This is a genomic window from Thermodesulfobacteriota bacterium (assembly GCA_040754335.1).
Taxonomy (GTDB): Bacteria; Desulfobacterota_D; UBA1144; order Nemesobacterales; family UBA2774; genus 2-12-FULL-53-21.
Genome location: JBFMCV010000013.1, coordinates 1 through 2,031, shown reverse-complemented (window position 1 = coordinate 2,031; position 2,031 = coordinate 1). Strand labels below are relative to the sequence as shown.

Sequence of the window (2,031 nt, the reverse complement as noted above, 5' to 3'; positions counted from 1 at the left end):
GCACCCTCGCATTGATGACAACGCGCTCTCACTAACAAGCTTATGCGTAAGTAACATTAGTAACCTGAATCGGAGCCTCTACCGAACAAAGTGAGGGTTTAATGTCAAACAACATGTTTGACACACTGATTAGTCACATCCCTGTTAGGGTAAAATTTGAAATTGATTATACTGCTAGTTAAACCTTTAATGGGACAAGCGGGTAGCGTGCTAGCTCTAAAGTTACGTTCCCCCCGCCAAATGAATTATTGAACTGGTAGCCAACCTTGCCCTTGTGGCAGTGATGGTAATCCAGCATGTCAAAGTTGAGTACAGGGTACTGTGCAGTGTTTGGTAGCTGCACACTACCTCAATACTGAAACTCATTGAGTTAATCGAGTCACAACTAAATATTTTTGTCTGAATTGATACCGAGCCCATGCGTCTCGGTCACTAGAATCGGTTACGGGCAAGCCGCATAAGTTGCTCGTTTTCTTAACACGGGTGCCGGTCAGGTCTGGGGACTATTTGCTCTGCTCACTGGCGCGCGGGTTACACTTCGCTGAGCTTCGCCAGGGAAGTGTAAACACTCGCGCCCTAGCTAGACCTCCGTTTTTTACCGTCCCCCCCCTCAGCGCTCGTCTATTCGCCAAATTCGGGGGGTTTTTATCGCCATGTCGAAACGTCCTAGTCTGGTTAAACAGGTAGTTGATCAATTACAACAACAAGCGCGTTATGGTCAGTCCAAATTTGAGGCTAAACAATTAGCCATCGCTCAGTCCCGCGCTGCTGGTGCTAAGCAATGGCAGCCTGCCAGAATTGACGGCATCTTTTCTCTCGAAACTATGGCCTCTTACCGCAAACAATCCATCGCCTTCGTACAATGGGCTAAGCAAAATCATAATTGTCGCTGGCTCGCAGAGGCGCGCCTCTTTGCTGATCAATATCTCCTCCACAAGCTTAATCAGGGTCATTCTGCCTGGACCTTGCAACTTACTCGTGCTGCCTTGCGCAAGCTCTATCAAGATCCTCAACTGGGTTGTAATGTCTCTCTACCCATCAGACACAAAGACGAGATTAAGCGCAGTCGTGGACCTAAGCTTATGGACAAGAAATTCTCTCTTACTCGTAACCGCGACTTAGTTGATTTTTGCTGTGCTACTGGTCTACGCCGTCACGAGCTGCGCACTCTCCAGGTTGACGATGTCTATTTTGCTGATGGCCGCACCTGGGTCTTTGTTGCTCAAGGCAAAGGTGGACGTCCTCGCACTGTCCCAGTCTTGCAAGCCATGCAAGAGCGCGTGAAGGAAATCATCAGCACCAAGCGAGCTGACGAGAAAGTTTTTCTACGTATCCCTATCCGTGCTGATATTCACGGCTACCGTCGTCATTACGCCAATGCACTCTATCAACAGTTGGCTGGTAGCCATTATGACCCTCACAGCAAGAACAAAGACGCTATGCTTTTGGTTAGTGCTGCTCTAGGTCATAATCGCTTGGATGTCGTCACGAGAAATTATCTTGACCCTGCTGCTTAATAAGGGTGTTGGGGAGTAACGGAACAGAAAATACACTTAAGAGGTCATTTTTGACCTGCAAACCCGGATTTTAGATAGTTAGCTGTAGCGGCTTGCAAACATCCGCGGCCAAACTTGCAAACATCGCAATTTCCAAATCACATTAATTGATAATATCGGAGGCTTCAAACTCACATTAAGTGAGAATGAACTCACATTATTTGCAAACAGCTTGCAAACATAAATCTCAACGCAAATTATTTGCAAATGAGATTAAACGGCTAAACCTTTGAGAATGAAAGTACGGCAAACTCATTGATCGCAAACAACAGTGAACTCTGATTTTTAGAACGAGTATTATGCACCAAAAAACCTGCATTTTCCGAAATCGCAAGGAATAAGAATGGTGGTCCAAAGAAACGAACCTTTTTCCGAACTGCTAAATCCAGCTCTTATTTAGGCTTTTCTCTATTTGCAGATAATTTGAGCAGGAGTGGATGTTTGCAAGCTGTTGTCAATTATTCTGAGTTCATTC

The 2,031-nt window shown here is 45.7% G+C and carries 1 protein-coding gene; it reads left to right on the top strand.

Annotated elements, in window-relative coordinates; genetic code table 11:
- Positions 1-653 precede the first annotated feature (653 nt).
- Entirely contained in the window at positions 654-1,517 is an 864-nt protein-coding gene (locus AB1598_15070) for a tyrosine-type recombinase/integrase (protein ID MEW6146333.1), read from the top strand.
- Positions 1,518-2,031 lie beyond the last annotated feature (514 nt).

Bases quoted from the DNA above. Each gene is read 5' to 3' on its own strand.
- AB1598_15070 (MEW6146333.1), top strand. From the start codon at position 654: ATGTCGAAACGTCCTAGTCTGGTTAAACAGGTAGTTGATCAATTACAA.